We start from the raw sequence: 17,312 nt of genomic DNA, 5'->3' as shown, positions 1-17,312 counted from the left end.
CACTGCTGCTATGAGGCGATATCGAGGAGAGTCTAACGCCTTTTTTTGTAAGGTTAGCAATACATTCCTTACGATAAGCATCGTCATGTTCAGGGTAAATCTTAGATTCCACGACAGAATTCTGTTAAGATGTCAAAATGCTCGCCCAAGGAATAGCCTTTTTCCCACGGTATTCAGGGCAGTACCATTGATGATTCGGCTGATATCCCCGATTTTCCATTTCTTTGAGAACTAGACAATGATAGTCTACAAGATTTTTCACACTGTGAGTAAATACATAATCAACGGTGGAATGTTTTCTTCCCCACCCCATTCCGCGCAAGGCGCAGCATTCCCGATGTTGTCCGAGTAGTTGAGCGCGCGGTAATAACGGAAGAAGATCTTGATGCCATAGCCGCATTTCTTTAGTTTCCATTCCTTTCCCTAAGCAAGCTCGAAGATTTTTTTACGTTGATCTGATCAAAAGCCCTCAAATTATTAGTTAGCTCTATAGAGGATCTAAAAAATAATAGAAACGAGTAACACTACAAAAAAGGTCAAAATTGACGCTCATATATGACCTTTAAAAGGTTCTTATGTAAACGATTTAAAGGCAATAAATAGAATAAAAGGCTTAGAATCAGAATTATATATTTGAAAATACTGAATATAAACAATAATCCGTCTGGCATGAATTTTGCATTAATAATATGAAATGAGATTAAATTTTGGCAGGCAGCAGGTGATTAGGGTTATTAATTACTGTAAAAACATTTATTTATAAAGAAGTAAAGACTTCAACTTTTAAATTAAGGAGAATAGCAATGAATCTTGAACAAGCACTAATAATTGCTCCATTTATTAAAGATTTCTATGACGAGGATGTCACTGTTATTATCTCTGGTCTTGAAAAGATAATACTTGCTATTAACAACAAAAATCTGAATTTAGGCGTACAGAAAGGTGATCTTACCCACGAAAAAACAATTACCTTTCGGTGTTTGAGGGAAAAGAAAAGACTTGTAGCTCGAATGCCAATCGAGAAGTCACAGTTCGGCATGTCATATATAGCAATATCTAACCCTCTCTGGAATAATGACGACTTGGAAGGCGCAATAACCGTGGTAATATCTGATACACGGTATGATGATTTGAAGAAAGCTGGTACAGATTTATCAAAACTAGTCATCAGTAGTTATACTACGTCTGAGGAACTCTCTGCTACGGGTGAGGAGCTGGCAGCCACGGCAAGGAGTATGGAAATCAGCACTTCTGTTGCTAAGACTAGGATTGAGAAGATAAATAGAATATCTCAAGATATTCGTCGGATATCTGCAGAAACCGGTATTTTGGGACTGAATGCATCTATCGAAGCTGCAAGAGCTGGCAACAATGGGAGAGGGTTTGCAGTGGTTGCCGATGAAGTAAGAAAGTTGTCTGAGGGTGCTAAACTGTCCGCCTTAGCTATATCTTCGGATATAGCGGAGGTTAATGATACAGTTAGCAGTTTAATAGAGTACATTAAGCAGTTGGCATTCGTCAGTGAGAATCAAGCCACAGATATAGTAAATCTTACAAAAACACTGAGCGAAATATCTAAGATGGCAGAGGAGCTAGTATCCCATGGAGATATTTTAATGAACTAGATGTCTTAATTTGCAAATATTTAAAAAAATTAACCAGAATAAGGTATATAAATCAATCATAAACCAGGTTATCCTTTAGCTACCCTCTCCCACGCGAGGGTTTTCTTTGTTATGAAATAATTAATCTCAACAAAGTTTCAACAGGACTCTATTTATTTAACTAAGGTAAATTGCTTAAATTATCTAATCATTCAGTATTTTGTGAACAATACTCTTGTGCTACAACCGTTCAAACAGTACAATCAATATAACGTTATGACCTATTTAACCATCTATGGTCATATATGACATAGAGTATCGTTGAAAATAACGTTTAAAGATAGGACTTAATCCGATTTCTAATTAATTTGGCAGTATCTACAAAGGAGTGGATTCAATGGGACTAGGAGAAGAAACCATTAGCCAAGAACTTCTTGAACAGCTTAAAAGACGAAATGCCGAATTAGAGAAACAGAATCGGGACTATTTAGGGATGCTTGAAAATTCTTATGATGGTCTGCTTATAGCAGATGGGGAAAGTAAAATTATATATATTAATCCCTCGATTGAACGAATTATGGGACTAAAGTACCCAGATTCAATTGGTCGAACAACAAGAGATCTGACTGATGAGGGAATAACTAACGCCAGTGCGACGTTGAAAGTTCTTGAATCCGGCGTGAAAGAAACGGCGGTGATAAATACTATTCTTGGTAAGACTGCCCTAAGTACTGGTGTTCCATGTTACGATAGTAACGGGAAAATCCATAGGGTATATTGTAACGTTCGGGATATAACAGATTTAAATCAATTGAAAAACAAATACCTGCAATCTCAAGCCCTTGCCTCAAAGTATTTAGCAGAACTGAATCAACTTAAAAAAGACAATAACATGGAGATCATCGCCCAGAGCGAAGAAATGCGCAAAGTTATTGATTTAGCATATAGAGTAGCTTATGTTGACAGTACGGTACTTTTACTAGGCGAGTCTGGGGTCGGAAAAGACTTAGTTGCTAATATAATTCATAAAGCAAGCCCACGTAATGAAGCTGGTTTATTTTTAAAAATTAATTGCGGGGCTATTCCAGAGAATCTTTTGGAATCTGAGTTATTCGGATATGAAACAGGAGCATTTACTGGAGCTAACAAAGAAGGTAAAGCGGGATATTTTGAATTTGTAAATAAAGGTACGCTTTTTTTAGATGAAATAGGAGATTTACCTAAGAACTTGCAAGTTAAACTCTTGAATGTTATTCAGGATCAACGAGTAACCAGGCTGGGAGGAGTTAAGCCAAAAGAAATTGATGTGCGGATATTAGCTGCGACTAATAAAAACCTTGAGGAAATGGTCAGGCAAGGACTTTTCCGGGAAGATTTATTTTATCGCTTAAATGTTTTGCCAATCACGATTCCCCCCTTGCGTGAGAGAAGAGATGACATTCTTTTAATTATTCAACATTACGCTGAACATTTCAATAAGAAATATAATTTCAACGTAAAATTCAGCAAAGAAGCGATTGAAACTTTGTCTAAATATGATTGGCCGGGTAATGTCCGAGAACTGGCCAATTTAGTTGAGCGCTTGATCATTATTGCCCAAGAAAAGGTTATAACTCCTAAACACATCCCTCCTAAATTTCATAAAACAACATGTGAACCTCTATCACTAGACTATAATTATCAAGGGAAGACCCTTAACGAAGCAATGGAAGAATTCGAAAATAGATTTATCGATCAAATGATTACGCGCTGCGGGAGCAGGGAAGAAGCAGCAGTACAGCTGGATATCAGTCTATCTAGTCTAACAAGAAGGATCAGAAGACTAAAAAGGTCAAAATTGACGTTCATAAATGGTTAATAATGAGTACTTAGACCAATACTAAATCCTCGGTAAATCGAATAAACGGCGTAGAATCACGCCTTAAAGAAATTGAATATTATAAAATCTGATTGGCATGAATATTGCAACTATTTAGACTATAAAGACAATAGCTCTTTGAGAAAGAAATTGTCGGGATCAAAAAGGTCCAAGTGAGGGGGATTTTGTTTTGTATTTAAAGTTTCAAGACCAATATAATCAGAAGCTAAAGTCACTGGAAGATATTGCGAAGCTGATTCAATCTGGAGACAAGATTGTAGCAAATCAATTCGTCAGCGAACCGATAGGGATATTAAATGCCATCGGTAAACGGGCTGAAGCAGGAGAATTTGACGATGTTGAGGTCCTTGGGCTTGGGCCTACATTATCGACGGATTGGATAAAACCCGAAATTTATCCCCACTTAAGGGCAAGTTCTGTGTTCATTCTTTCTCCAATATTGAGAGAAGCTGTAAGGAAGGGATACGCTAATTTTATTCCAGATAGTGTAAGCGGTAATGCTGCTGTTTTTATCGACAGGATTAAAGACCTTCCGCCTGGAAAGGCCAAGGTAATATCCGCTTCAGCTCCAATGGATAAAAATGGGTATTTCTGTACTGCAACTGCACCCCTCTACTTTCATGAGGTGGCGAAACAGGATAATACTATGGTAATCATGGAAGTTAATGAGAATCAGCCTTATGTTTTTGGTGATAACTTCATACACATATCGCAGGTCGATGGTATTGTAGAAAGTAACCGACCATTATATACGATACCTGTCGCTAAAGAAGGCTCTGTAGAAGATATCGCCATTGCTGATTTATTATTAGAAAGGATTGAGGATGGATCTACTATACAGTTAGGTATTGGAGGGATGCCTAATCTACTAGGCACACTCCTGGCAAATAAGCATGATTTAGGAGCTCATACGGAGATGCTGGGTGATGCTTATAAATATCTATGGGAATTAGGCGTCCTAAACGGGAAAAAGAAAACCTTGAGTAGACACAAAATATGTGCATGTTTTGCTCTAGGATCAGCAGAAACCTATAAGTGGATGCACGAGAATCCTGCGGTGGAGATGCACAGCACAACTTGGACCAATAATTGTTCTGTAATAGGTCAAAATCATAAATTGATCGCCATAAATCAAGCGATTGAAGTGGATCTCACAGGTCAGGTGGCTTCAGAAAGCATTGGTCCGAGGCAACATAGCGGTACAGGTGGTCAGTTGGATTTCGTCCGGGGAGCACAGCTTTCACCTGGAGGAAAAGCCTTTATATGCCTGCACTCAGCTGCCAATACTTCTAAGAAAGGCCGGCTGTCTAAAATTGTACCGTTATTAAACCATGGAACTGCGGTTTCTGTTCCCCGCCAGGACGTTGATTACGTCGTAACTGAATACGGTGTTGCCAAACTTAAAGGGAAGACTATGAGAGAGCGAGCTCAAGAGTTAATTAGTATTGCTCATCCAGATTTTAGAGCCGAACTCCGCGAAGAAGCTAAAAAACTTACCTTATTTTAAGATTGACGATATAGGTCCTTTAGCTGCAGTGGCACGGATGGTACATTAGGATTTAGAGACATTACAAGTGTCTCTTTTTTCGTTGTAATCGTAAATCTTAAAGAAATGAGGCATTAATATTTATGTCTTAGCCTGCTTTTGCAGGCTTTTTGGTTATTATATCAATGGAATGAGTTTTATTGCAGGTATTAAGATATTAATTGTAGAAATAATTAAATGGCTATGTTGGAAAATAAGTTGTTACTCCCTAAAGAATTCAGACCGTTTATGATAAGCTTACTAAAAATATTCTAAGCAACAACGAGGGGGAATGGTCTAGTTAATGAGTTAATGGAAGTATCAGTTAGAATGAATCGTGTAATAATCCATAGAGATTGTTTCTTCTAAAGGAGATCGAGTGATGAATATTCAGATTTTCGGTTTAAAGAAATGTTTTGCCACAAAAAAAGCAGAACGTTATTTTAAAGAACGGAACATTAACTATCAATTTGTAGATTTGACAATGCTTGGCTTGAGCAAAGGAGAATTGCAAAGTGTAAAGGCTGCTGTAGGATTAAAGAATCTGGTTAATAATGAGACTAAGGATTACAAGCGCTTAAACATGGATCGCATTATTTCTACTAGTGGCAAGGAAGAAATGCTCTTGAATAATCCTAGTCTTTATAAAACCCCTATCGTACGCAATGGAAAACAGGCAACGGTAGGATATGAACCATCTATCTGGGAATCTTGGGAATAGTGATACTTAGCTTTCTTGAAAGGAGTGAGACGTACGGAAAGCAAGGAGAAGTTAACGATTGTAAAAGAATCAGACGATATTTTTAAGGATATTTTATCTCCTCTGAAAGAAAGGGGGGCGATACCGTACGTATATTTTTACCGTATTATTGGTTGCGATGACGAGAGACAGTATCAACTTGAGGTTATTAGGTTAGATGAAAGACTGAGATCAATGGGTAATTATTATTGTTTTGACAAAACAATCCCACTGACTACAGACCGATCATTAATTGAAAGAGCTAAAAAACTGTTTGAACCTCTTCCGTTAAAGGACTATAGTAATGGGGCGCTTCTAAATGTCTTAGAAACACAGGGCTACTTTTCATTAACCTCAGATAATCAAGTTCATCTAAAAATTAAAAAAGCCTTTGGACACATGCTAAATCTATTTATCACGAATGAGGGACCGGTTAATCTAAGTATAATGCTCAATTTTAGCACTAAAATTTTGCTGTGGTTTGGGAACTATGGTAAACTCATCAATAAAAAATCACTCTATAACCCTAAAATTGTTTATTGGGGAAGTCCTACTAAACACGAAACTTATTTCCTGATTCTAATGTCCCTAGTCGGCTTTGATGTCCTTGTGCTAAATACTTCGTTTAAAGATTTATTTGAGACTATAGATTACAAAAACGAATATTGCTTATTAATGAGAAAATCGAAAGACCTTCCAATAGGAGCCTTTCCCTCAAAAAAATCTCTGGAAAAGCCTAAAACTATTATGCCCACACCTAGGCAAGAGAAGATCAAAGGCGACACGCAAATACAACACAAGAATCCGTTGGATAGCTTGAGTAACGATCCTATTATTGTGGTCAAATTGAAGAAAACCGCTTCGATCTTAGAGGATAGTTTAGTGCCCTTGAACCAACGAAGTGGTTTTGTAGGGGAGCCCTATCCAATAGTTCCGGCCTATTTTGTTCGTTATATTGGAGTGCCCAGTACTACGGATGATTGGCAGGCGGAGTATTATAATTCTCTTTACAATCTTGATAAAGGCTTGCAAAAATTCCAGTATCTAAAGTTTCTTGAGAGTATTCCAGCACCCACAGCTGAGGAGAGTGCCTTGATACCCCAGAGACTTTTTAACGATTCTGCTCAGGACTGGCAGGAGGTTGTCGATAAGATTCTCCAGGCCAAGATTCTTCCACAAACCTATGGAGAGCTTCTAAATAACACGATATTGAACTCGTTTGTGGATATTGTTAAGCTTTTTGTAGAAAAGAATAGTAACGTCAATAGTTCCATTGTCTTAAATTTCTCGTTAAAGATTGTTAGTTGGTTGAACCGATACCTACCGAGTCTCTTTACCCAAGGGAAGCGGAGTAATCCTTTCCGTGTCGAAGGATCTAATCTACATAATCCCAAAATCCTTTTCTATGGTCCGATTAAAGCTCACGAAATATTTCTGCTTTCTGCTTTCCATAGGATAGGGTGTGACGTTCTGTTTATTCACTCTGAGCCATCGGGAGATAAACCATTTCAACGCTTCGATCAAGGCGATGTTTTAACTTATCCGATCAAAAATAATCATAATTTATCCTTCGCTGCCTTTCCAGAACACGAGCAATTGATTCGCAAAAGCACCGTTGCCTATAATGCTTCGAAAGAAATTGAGGAAGTAATCTATGGTGAAGAAGTGGGTCTTTTTAAACCATGGCAATTTGAAAACTACCAAACTCAACCGATAACTCTTAAAACCACCTATGACGAACTTAAAATACTCTGGCGAGAACCTACAAAACTTCGTCCAGAGTTTAAAATACAGAATAGGAAGGTTTATGTTCCCAATATATTTGCCAAGATCAATGGAGTTAGCGAGGATATTAATGATTATTGGCAAGGCCTCAAAGCGCTTGCCGAGGCTCCTAATACAAAAATTATTCAGGATGTCCCCTTCACTAAAATAAGCTATACCAAGCAGGAACTTTACCAAGCAAACTATTTACTGAATAAGGACGGATTTTTAGATGTGTCCAAAGTCCTGAAAGATCGGCATTACAAGTTGAGTTATCTCAAAGAACCTTTGCAACATTTCCTGATGGTTAAAATCAATGAACTAATTAGCTCGGGAATGTTTTTAACAACGGTTGATGAGAAATTTAAGCTAACCATCATCATGACAATCTTAACAATGGATGAATCCTTTATTAAGCTCATCCAAGGTTTTGATTATCCTCAAGAGATACCTAAAGTGATACTCTATGATCATGTTAAGGAATCCTTCAATGAAAATGACTGCATCTTACTTGCCTATTTTAACCTAATCGGTCTCGACGTTGTTATTTTTACGCCAACGAGCTACAGAAACATTGAACAGCATATCAAGCCAACTCTTTTGGATGTTCATCAGCTTCCTTTAGTGAAATACGACCTTGCTCTGCCACCTTTAAGTAGCATTTCAGCGCCATCAACTCCTAAACCTGGACTTTTATCTCGATTTTTCAACCTTCGCTAGCACATAAATATTCAAGAAAAGGGGATTTGAAATGGAAATTCAAGGCTTTACAACCATGTTAACAGAGGATAAAAGCTTAATGCCGGTACCTGTACCAGAGTTTGATCTAGAGAAACAGAAACATGAAGTTATGGTTAGAGTCCAAGAAAGCCCTGAGGTTCGCAGTATTGTACGACAAATTAATATTGAAGATGTTAGCTCAATCATGACCTTTGGTAAGAACTCTGCAGAAGAGGTTGCTCGTTTTTCAGACGCCATCCTTCATTCAATGCAATCGACAAAGGTTGAGGATTCAGGCGAACTATTGCTTCAACTGAATAAGATCATGGAGAAGTTTGATATCAAAGATTTCGAAGAAAAGTCACCAGGCTTTCTAGAGAAGCTTTTCTCTAAAGCAAAGAATTCAGTGGATGCCCTCTTTAAAAAATATAACTCAATGGGTGATGAAGTTGATAAAGTATTTGTGACGCTGAAACAATATGAAGCAGAAATTAATATTGCCAATAAACACTTAGCGGATATGTTTGATAGAAACACAGAGTATTACGAGCAGTTAGGGCAATATATTTACGCTGGTCAAGTGGTACTTGCAGAACTTAAGAATAATGTCATCCCTGCTGCTCAGGCTAAGGCTAATCAGACGGGTGACAGACTTGACCAACAAAACGTCAATAACTTAATGCAGGTTCAAGATATTATGGAACAAAGAATTTATGATTTACAACTTGCTGAAAATGTTGCTGTACAAAGTATGCCAACCATCAAGGCCATTGAATATGGCAATTATAACTTGGTTCGCAAGATCAATTCTGCGTTTGTAATTACCATGCCAATCTTTAAGCAATGCCTGGTTCAGGCCATCATGTTAAAGCGTCAATCAGTGCAGGCCAAAGCGATGAGCGCGTTAGATGAAAAGACAAATGAACTGCTACTTCGTAATGCTGAGAATACCGCTTTACAATCAAAGATGGTGGCTAAACTAGCTTCAGGAAGTTCGGTGAGTATAGAAACTTTAGAAAAATCCTGGCAGACCATCGTAAAGGGTATTGAGGAAACAAAAGCGATTCAGGAGGAAATGAGACAAAAACGTTTAGATGGAACCAAGAGATTAGAGATCCTGAAACAAGATTTTGTGAATCGTGGAATCGTAAGGTAATTACAATTTCAAAAGGGAACATAACCGAAACTGAGATAATTCAAGAAAGTGGTTCGCTATCCAAAAACAGGAGCCTTTCACACACTTCAAAAGAGGTGGTGGGAGGCTCTTGTAATTTGAAAACATCCAAAAATATTTGGGAAAATCTAGAAGATATATTGCGAAAGCTAGTCTGGGATAGTTGATTACTAGGAGTCATAATCTAAGATTGCTAATCAATAATTACCGGTATTTAACAATTCCTTCGATGGAGTAGAAATCTCAAATTGACGATTTGATACTAAAGGAGTAAAATACTTCGTGAGCGAAACATTCGGCTTCGAAATATATGCGTAAGGATGTGAACTCAGATTCCTACTTACAAGAAGTAGGAGTCTTGAAAGTTGATAAACGTAGACGGAATACTTTAATTAAGGAGCAACAAATGGAAACTATCAATGAAAGTGCAAAAGTCGCAAATCTTTTTCAGGAAGTAATGATCCTTTTTAAACAGAGCATGAGTAAAGTCTTTGAAGATTCAGGGATCACTGCACCACAAGGAATGGTGCTAAGAATATTAAGTAAGGAAACTAAGATCAAAATAACCGAACTAAGTAGTAAGCTGAGCTTACCGAATAGTACTGTCTCAGGAATTGTGGATCGGCTAGAAAAGCAAGGAATGGTGGAACGGGAACGTAGTGAAAAGGACAGAAGGATTGTTTATGTAAAAATGTCTCCAAACTTTAAGGAGATGCATCAACACTTTCATAAAAATCTGCAGCTAAATATTAAAGATGTTATGAATAAAGGAACCCCTGAGGATCTAGAAATAATATTTGAAGGCTTGAGTACACTCAAGAAGCTTTTAAGGGACAAGGATGATAGTAAATGTTGATAAATAATACCTTCAAAAGGACAAGGACGGGAGATGATCTTTATGCTAAAATTGTTTCGTTTCATGAAACCGTATACTGCTCACATTGCTGTAGTTATCGGGCTTCTATTTGTCCAAGTACTTTCTGATCTATATCTTCCTACCTTGATGGCAGATATTGTTGACTATGGGATCGTAAATAAAGATGTTCCTTATATTATAAAAATAGGTGGTCTCATGTTAATCATTGCTGCAGGAGGAACCGTTTGTGCAATTATTGCATCTTATCTATCCTCAAAAACTGCAGTCGGTTTTGGGAAAATTGTGCGAGAAAAAATCTTCAACAAAGTCGAAAGTTTTTCCTTACAGGAGTTTGACAAATTAGGAACTGCCACGCTTATTACCAGAACGACTAATGATGTAACTCAGGTTCAACAAGTATCCATTTTGATCCTTAGTATGATGGTCACGGCGCCTTTAATGAGTATCGGTGGAATTGTGATGGCACTGCAACAGGATAAATCATTAGCTTGGGTGCTTGTCGTAGTCATTCCTGTACTATTTGGAATTATTGGGATTACGTTGTTTAGAGGAATGCCATTATTTAAAGTTATGCAGGAAAAACTTGATCGATTAAATCTGGTTTTACGTGAAAATCTTACCGGCATTCGAGTTATACGTGCTTTCAATCGCATTGACAAAGAAAAAGTACGGTTTGATCATGCCAACCAAGACATTATGGACAATGCCATAAAAATAAATGTGATTATGGCTGTCTTAATGCCAATGATGATGTTGATTATGAATCTGACAACAGTAGCCTTAGTTTGGTTTGGTGCCATTAGAATAGACTTAGGAGATATGCAGATGGGCTCACTTCTGGCATTTATTCAATATGCGACCCAAATCTTATTCTCATTATTAATGCTCGTTATGTTATTTATTATGATCCCACGTGCCCAGGTTTCCGCAGTCAGAATCAATGAAGTACTGGATACAAATCTGGATATTAAGGATCCTCAAGAGCCAAGATCTGTAAACAGTGAAAGAGGGCTAGTAGAATTTAAAGATGTTTCCTTCCGATACCCAGGTGCTGATCAACCTGCCGTTAGTAATATTAGTTTTAGTGCCAAAGCAGGCGAGGTGACGGCTATTATTGGGGGGACAGGCTCTGGTAAATCTACCTTAATTCATTTATTGACGCGTTTCTATGATGTTGAACATGGGAGTGTTTTAGTGGATGGGATTGATGTACGAGACATGAGGCAGCAAGATTTGCGAGCTAAGATAGGTTTTGTTCCTCAAAAAACTTTTCTTTTTACAGGGACTATTGCAGAAAATATTAAATACGGCAAAGAAGAGGCTACTTTAGAAGAGATTAAACATGCTGCACAGGTAGCACAAGCTACTGAATTTATCCTAGGCATGGAAGCTGGCTTTGATCACAATATTGCTCAGGGAGGAACTAATATTTCTGGCGGACAAAAGCAACGTCTCTCCATTGCTCGGGCTCTGGTGAGAAAACCCAAAATCTATCTTTTTGACGATAGTTTCTCTGCACTGGATTTTAAAACGGATGCGAGGCTACGAGCTGCGCTCAAACCTGAAATCGCCAAGGCTACGGTTTTCATCGTTGCTCAGAGTGTCTCAACCGTGAGAGATGCAGATCGAATCATCGTTTTAGATGACGGACAAATTACAGGAATTGGAACCCATAAAGAACTGTTAAAAACTTGTATGGTCTATCGTGAGATTGTAGCTTCACAGCTTGCAGAGGAGGAAGTCGGGTGAGTGAAGAACGTAAGATTGATAAAACGGATAAGGGTTTTCCTGGCGGGAGATCTGGGGGGCCTATGGGATCCCTGGGGAAACCTGTAGAAAAAGCTAAAAACTTTAAAAAGACACTTTTCAGGCTGCTTAATTATTTAAAGCCGCAAAGAACGAAATTCATGATCGTATTTATTTTTGCAATTCTAAGCACAATTTTTAGTATTTTAGGCCCTAAGATTATGGGTAAAGGGATCACAAAAATCGCGGAGGGCTTCGGTGCCAAAATGATCGCCCAACAGATGCATAAGCCCGTTCCAAAATTGGATTTCGAATATATAGGACAGATCGTCCTAATCCTGATCGGGTTATATCTGATCAGTGCCGCTTTTAGCTATCTGCAGCAATATATTATGGCTGGTGTAGCCCAAAAAACTGTTTATACTATGCGTAAGGAAGTCGATGAGAAGCTTTCACGCTTACCGCTTAAGTTTTATGATGCCAGGACCCATGGCGAAATTTTGAGCCGTGTCACAAATGATGTTGATAATATTTCAACCACTCTTCAGCAAAGTCTCACTCAACTCATTACATCAATTGTGACGATTGTAGGGGTTGTCGTGATGATGTTATCCATTAGCTCATTATTAACCTTGATTGTAATATTAACTCTTCCCCTTTATTTGGTTGTAACAATTATGATCGCCAAACGTTCTCAAAAACACTTTGCCAATCAACAAAAATCCCTTGGAGACCTTAATGGGCATGTTGAAGAAATGTTTGCTGGTCACAAACTTGTTAAGGCCTTTGGGCGTGAAGAGGAATCAATCAAAACCTTTAATTCAATCAATGATCAACTCTATACGGCAGGCTATAAAGCTCAGTTTATTTCAGGTATAATAATGCCTTTAATGAGATTGGTCAGTAATCTTGGTTATGTAATTATCTGTGTCGTTGGTGGTGTTTTTGCCACAAGAGGCACAATAACTATAGGAGATATACTAGCTTTTATACAATATTCGAGGCAATTTACGATGCCGATTGTTCAGACGGCTAATATCGCGAATATTATTCAATCGACAATTGCTTCAGCTGAACGTGTCTTTGAACTTTTAGATGAGAGTGAAGAAGTATCAGATGATTTTGATGCGAAAGTAATAGCCTTTCCTAAGGGCAATGTTAGATTTGAAAACGTAGATTTCAGCTATAAAGAAGAAGAACCTTTGATTAAAGGCATGAGTATTGACGTTAAACAAGGAAACACCCTTGCTATTGTAGGGCCAACGGGTGCTGGTAAAACCACACTTGTCAATCTATTAATGCGTTTCTATGAAATAAGTGCTGGAAAAATCACGATTGATGGAGTGGATATTCGAGAGATTAAACGTGGTGCCCTACGCAGTATGTTCGGCATGGTACTTCAAGATACTTGGCTCTTTAATGGAACTGTGATGGAAAATATCGCTTACGGTCGTGAAGGGGCTAGGTCAGAAGAGGTTATGCGAGCGACAAAAGCTGCTCATGCTGATCATTTTATTAAGACACTGCCGGATGGCTATCAAACATTATTGAATGAGGAAGCTTCAAATATTTCTCAAGGTCAAAAACAACTTCTGACCATCGCTCGTGCCATCCTAGCCGATCCTGCCATCTTAATTCTTGACGAGGCTACCAGTAGCGTTGACTCAAGAACGGAAGTGTTTATCCAAAAAGCGATGACTGAATTGATGAGAGGTAGAACAAGCTTTGTCATCGCCCATCGACTTTCCACGATTAGAGAGGCAGACTTAATTTTGGTTATGAATCAAGGTAGTATTGTGGAGATGGGTAATCATAACCAACTTCTTGCCCAGAATGGTTTCTATGCAGACCTGTATAACAGTCAGTTTAAGGGTGCAAATTTGGGAATCGAAGTAGGCTAAATGGGTAAATCATGGAAAATCCTATTGCCTTTAAATTTATTCTGCGCTATACTTGATTCATGATTGTTGGTACACCATTAATGTCTACACCAATAATGGTGTACCAACAAAGAGTATACGAGGTGTGATCATGGACGAGACCAATCTTAGCTGTAGCCCTTCGAAGTATGTCTGTTACAAACTTAGTCGAGTCATGAGAAAGGTCAATCGGTATTACGAGAGTAGTTTTTCTCATTACGGAATTACTCCGGCACAATTCTATGTAATGAGTGTGGTGTGGGAAAAAGATGGGGTTAAATTCAAGGACTTAGCCAAAAGTTTAGAAATGGATGGATCTACCCTTACCTCCATCTTGGATCGTCTGGAACGCCAGGATTTAGTAGAAAGGAGGGACGACCCAGAAGATAGACGCTCACTTTTAGTCTTTCTTAAGGATAAGGCTAAACAAAATATCTTGGAAATTACCTGTCTGGCTGAAACGTTGAATCAAGAAATTAAAGAACGATTTACTGAGGAAGAATTTGCTACTTTTGAAAAAGTTCTCGAAAAACTGTCCTTGGATTAATTTTTTTCATTTATTACTGTTCGAATATTCCGATATATCTACATATTTACATTTTACATATCAAGTATGATCGAGAACTAAAGTTGATCTTTAGTTGAACGAGTTCACTGGACTGCTTTTTGGTATTAAGAAACTACTAATTAGGAGGTTTGTGATAATGTCTATGCTTTTTTCTCCTGCAAAAATAGGTACACTCCAACTTCGCAATCGTCTGGTGATGACGCCTATGCATTTAGGATATAGCCCTCAAGGTGAAGTAAATGACAAACTGATTGAGTTTTATCGTGCCCGAGCCCGTGGTGGGGTCGGCCTTATTGTATTTGGCGGGTGTGGTATTGACCGGATTGGAAACGGCCCTGGGATGACTCAACTAGATGACGATTACTTCATTCCCGGTCTGAGACGTTTAGTGGAGGCTGTTCACGCCGAAGGTGCGAAAATCGTGCCTCAGCTTTATCAAGCCGGCAGGTACGCTCACTCTGTTCTTACCGGCCAGCCTTCGGTAGCTCCCTCCCCAATTTCTTCCAGGTTGACAAGGCAAACTCCGGAAGAGCTTACGCAGGAAAAAATTAACCAAGTGATAGATTCCTTCGCTAAGGCTGCTAAAAGAGCACAAGCATCAGGGTTTGATGGGGTTGAGATTCTTGCCAGTGCGGGATATCTGATTTCCCAATTTCTTTCCCCGGTCACCAATCAACGCTCCGATCGTTATGGTGGAGACCTCCAGGCCCGCATGACTTTCGGGCTTGAAGTGGTAGAGGCAGTACGTGCCGCAGTTGGACCTGATTTCCCTATCATAGTTCGAGTTGCGGGGAATGATTTTGTGCCTGGCAGTCACACAAATACTGAATCACGAGCTTTTTGTCAAGCGCTTGAGAAAAAGGGCGTAAACGCTCTCAATGTGACAGGCGGTTGGCATGAAACCCAAGTCCCTCAGCTTACCATGAATGTTCCTCCTGGAGCTTATGCCTACCTAGCTCAGGGTATTAAACAAGCGGTCTCAATTCCTGTCTTCGCCTGTAACCGGATTAACACTCCTGAATTGGCAGAGGAAATTCTGCAGGAAGGTAAAGCAGACTTTATTGGCATGGCCCGACCCCTGCTTGCAGACCCAGAGCTACCCAAAAAAGCCATGAGTGGAGCTTCGGATAGAATTCGCCCCTGTATCGGATGTAATCAAGGCTGTTTAGACTATGTTTTTCAACTTAAACCCGTAAGTTGTTTGGTCAATGCTGAGGCAGGCCGAGAAGCTGAATTGGCAGAATTAGCGTTAAAAAATCCACCAGCTCAAAATCAACAGATTCTTGTGATTGGGGCAGGTGCTGCCGGATTGGAGTTTGCACGTGTTGCGACGCTAAAAGGACATAAGGTCACGATTTGGGAAGAAAGTGATAAGACAGGTGGACAATTAGCATTAGCTGCAGCCCCTCCTGGTCGTCAAGATTTCTTATATTTTGGAACCTACTTAGCAAATATCTGCCAAGATTTAGGGGTGATTATTCAGTATAACGTTAAGGCGACCCCTGAAAAGATTCTATCCGCCGTCCAGAACGGAGAATTTACTAGGGTTGTAATTGCAACGGGTGCTCGCCCCATTACTCCGCTTATCAAAATCGAACCAGGAACCCAGGTTTTGCAGGCTTGGGATGTTTTGTTAGGTCGCCAAATAACCGGTCAAAATGTCATAATTGTTGGTGGGGGAGCTGTCGGAGTTGATACCGCACTCTTGCTAGCGGAATCAGGTACTATAGATAATCAAACTTTGCGATTCCTTCTCTTGCAGCAGGCTGAAACAGACCAAGAAATCTATCGTTTGGCAACTCAGGGAAGCAAAAAAATTACTGTTTTAGAGATGGGCAAAGGAATCGGACGAGACATCGGGCCCAGTACCCGCTGGTCCATGTTGGCAGATTTGAAACGTTACAGGGTTAACTGTCTCGAAGATAACAAAGTCCTTGAAATTCGGGCGGACGGTGTACTCGTGGAAAACGCTGGAGAACAAAGGGTCATACCGGCAGATACCGTTATCTTAGCAGTAGGTTCCTGTTCCCAAAATGAACTGTACACAGCTCTGCAAGGGAAGATCGAGTCGTTGAGTATCATTGGGGATGCTGCTAAACCACGCAAAGTTCTCGATGCTATCCATGAAGCCTATGCTGAGGGAATCAAATAGCGTGGTTCGAGGCACGAAGTTTAAGGTCCGATGTCAGAGCGAATACAGCTAATAAGGCAAGGCGCGAAGTTTGAAGTTCAAAAATCTTAGAGGATAGCTATTATTCGAGGTGCGAAGTCCGATGTTTAAGGTCCGAGGTTCGAAAGAGTACAACATAAGTAGGGAGGAAAACAATCCCTAATCTAAAATCGAACCACGATCTTCGTATGTCGAGCTTCGATTAAGAGGGGGGTAAACAACAATTAAGAAATTCTTATGAAACTATATAGAACCCTACTATTTCTTAGTAGAGTTCTCAAGGATGGTAACGATTAAATTGTTTAAGGAACGATTCTGTTCTTTGGCAAGTTCTTCCAGTTTCTTCTTTAGAGCCTTTGGTATGGTTATATTGGTTCTCGTATTATCAGCACTAATGGTCATTATCATTCACCTCTAGGTAATTATAGCAATGAAATACAGTGTTGTAAAGGTGGTGCCGCTATGGTATAGTTTCCTTGGAGGTGATATCAAGTGATCCTCGGAAAGAAAGTTAGACTCAAGCCCACAGAAGCACAGGAACAGCAGTTGTGGAAGTCGGCTGGAACTGCAAGGTGGGCATACAATTGGGCATTAGACAGACAAGAGAAGAACTATGCTAGTGGTGGA

The 17,312-nt window shown here is 39.3% G+C and carries 14 protein-coding genes; 12 read left to right on the top strand and 2 right to left on the bottom strand.

Translation table 11 applies throughout. The features are described from left to right. Positions 1–124 precede the first annotated feature (124 nt). On the bottom strand, positions 125–400 hold the full coding sequence (locus tag JL57_RS36175; protein ID WP_366556967.1) for a TIGR02328 family protein: 276 nt from the start codon (positions 398–400) through the stop codon (positions 125–127). Positions 401–803: 403 nt separating this feature from the next. On the opposite strand from JL57_RS36175, the gene JL57_RS01220 reads away from it, so the two are divergent. The 11 genes from JL57_RS01220 to JL57_RS01170 all read left to right on the top strand — a co-directional run bounded on the left by JL57_RS01220 (position 804) and on the right by JL57_RS01170 (position 16,667). Then, positions 804–1,625, top strand: coding sequence for a methyl-accepting chemotaxis protein (locus tag JL57_RS01220; RefSeq protein WP_034140233.1), 822 nt, complete (start codon positions 804–806; stop codon positions 1,623–1,625). 376 nt (positions 1,626–2,001) lie between these two features. Then, positions 2,002–3,462 (top strand): sigma-54-dependent Fis family transcriptional regulator, encoded by a 1,461-nt coding sequence (locus tag JL57_RS01215; protein WP_045691824.1) that lies wholly within the window; start codon positions 2,002–2,004, stop codon positions 3,460–3,462. 190 nt (positions 3,463–3,652) lie between these two features. Continuing rightward, positions 3,653–4,990: an acetyl-CoA hydrolase/transferase family protein gene (locus JL57_RS01210; protein ID WP_034140231.1), complete on the top strand. Its 1,338-nt coding sequence runs from the start codon at positions 3,653–3,655 to the stop codon at positions 4,988–4,990. A gap of 400 nt (positions 4,991–5,390) precedes the next feature. Then, positions 5,391–5,729 carry an arsenate reductase family protein gene (locus JL57_RS01205; RefSeq protein WP_034140230.1) on the top strand — a complete coding sequence of 113 codons (339 nt, stop codon included), beginning with the start codon at positions 5,391–5,393 and terminating at the stop codon, positions 5,727–5,729. 24 nt (positions 5,730–5,753) lie between these two features. After that, positions 5,754–8,231 (top strand): YceG family protein, encoded by a 2,478-nt coding sequence (locus JL57_RS01200; RefSeq protein WP_291299562.1) that lies wholly within the window; start codon positions 5,754–5,756, stop codon positions 8,229–8,231. 31 nt (positions 8,232–8,262) lie between these two features. Beyond that, positions 8,263–9,387, top strand: coding sequence for a toxic anion resistance protein (locus JL57_RS01195; RefSeq protein ID WP_034140229.1), 1,125 nt, complete (start codon positions 8,263–8,265; stop codon positions 9,385–9,387). Positions 9,388–9,811: 424 nt separating this feature from the next. After that, entirely contained in the window at positions 9,812–10,261 is a 450-nt protein-coding gene (locus JL57_RS01190; RefSeq protein WP_034140242.1) for a MarR family winged helix-turn-helix transcriptional regulator, read from the top strand. Positions 10,262–10,303: 42 nt separating this feature from the next. Beyond that, on the top strand, positions 10,304–12,031 hold the full coding sequence (locus JL57_RS01185) for an ABC transporter ATP-binding protein (RefSeq protein ID WP_034140228.1): 1,728 nt from the start codon (positions 10,304–10,306) through the stop codon (positions 12,029–12,031). Further along, complete coding sequence (locus JL57_RS01180; RefSeq protein WP_034140227.1) at positions 12,028–13,929, top strand: ABC transporter ATP-binding protein; 1,902 nt, start codon at positions 12,028–12,030, stop codon at positions 13,927–13,929. The genes JL57_RS01185 and JL57_RS01180 overlap by 4 nt, the downstream gene beginning before the upstream one ends. Positions 13,930–14,059: 130 nt before the next feature. After that, the gene (locus JL57_RS01175) at positions 14,060–14,494 is read left to right on the top strand and encodes a MarR family winged helix-turn-helix transcriptional regulator (RefSeq protein ID WP_034140226.1); all 435 of its coding nucleotides are present in this window, start codon (positions 14,060–14,062) and stop codon (positions 14,492–14,494) included. 157 nt (positions 14,495–14,651) lie between these two features. After that, the gene (locus tag JL57_RS01170; protein ID WP_034140225.1) at positions 14,652–16,667 is read left to right on the top strand and encodes an FAD-dependent oxidoreductase; all 2,016 of its coding nucleotides are present in this window, start codon (positions 14,652–14,654) and stop codon (positions 16,665–16,667) included. 276 nt (positions 16,668–16,943) lie between these two features. Here the strand turns inward: JL57_RS01170 and JL57_RS01165 are convergent, their stop codons facing one another. Then, positions 16,944–17,087 (bottom strand): ribbon-helix-helix domain-containing protein, encoded by a 144-nt coding sequence (locus JL57_RS01165; protein ID WP_034140224.1) that lies wholly within the window; start codon positions 17,085–17,087, stop codon positions 16,944–16,946. Between the two features lie 90 nt (positions 17,088–17,177). Here JL57_RS01165 and JL57_RS33230 point away from each other — a divergent pair. Next, a partial coding sequence (locus JL57_RS33230; protein ID WP_291299565.1) for a helix-turn-helix domain-containing protein occupies positions 17,178–17,312 on the top strand: 135 nt, incomplete at its 3' end.

This window comes from Desulfosporosinus sp. BICA1-9 (genome assembly GCF_000802135.1).
Note: the sequence above shows the minus strand (reverse complement) of the source record. Positions and strands in the feature narration are given on the sequence as shown.